This window comes from Spirulina sp. CCY15215 (assembly GCF_016888125.1).
In the GTDB taxonomy this organism is placed as follows: domain Bacteria; phylum Cyanobacteriota; class Cyanobacteriia; order Cyanobacteriales; family Spirulinaceae; genus CCY15215.
The window spans coordinates 1-204 of the sequence record NZ_JACSWA010000024.1; the positions used below are offsets into that span (position 1 = coordinate 1).

At 38.7% G+C, this 204-nt stretch carries 1 protein-coding gene; it reads right to left on the minus strand.

The features are described 5' to 3' along the window. On the minus strand, positions 1-204 hold a 204-nt coding region (locus JUI58_RS27410), incomplete at both ends, for a POTRA domain-containing protein (RefSeq protein ID WP_275414284.1).

Below are 204 nucleotides of genomic sequence, written 5' to 3' on the forward strand. Positions count from 1 at the left end.
AGGTAAAATAACTGGTTTTAAACCTTTCTAATCCTCCAATTTGAATATCGGTAATTGTCCCTTCTGTGACTTCAATAGTAGCGATGCCATTGGCGATATCTTGCTCTTTTAAGACAGCGCGGGAGTTAATATACCCTTCATTAATATATAATTGAGTGAGGGTATTGGCAACATCTCTGAGTTGATTGAGGGTGACGTTTTGCC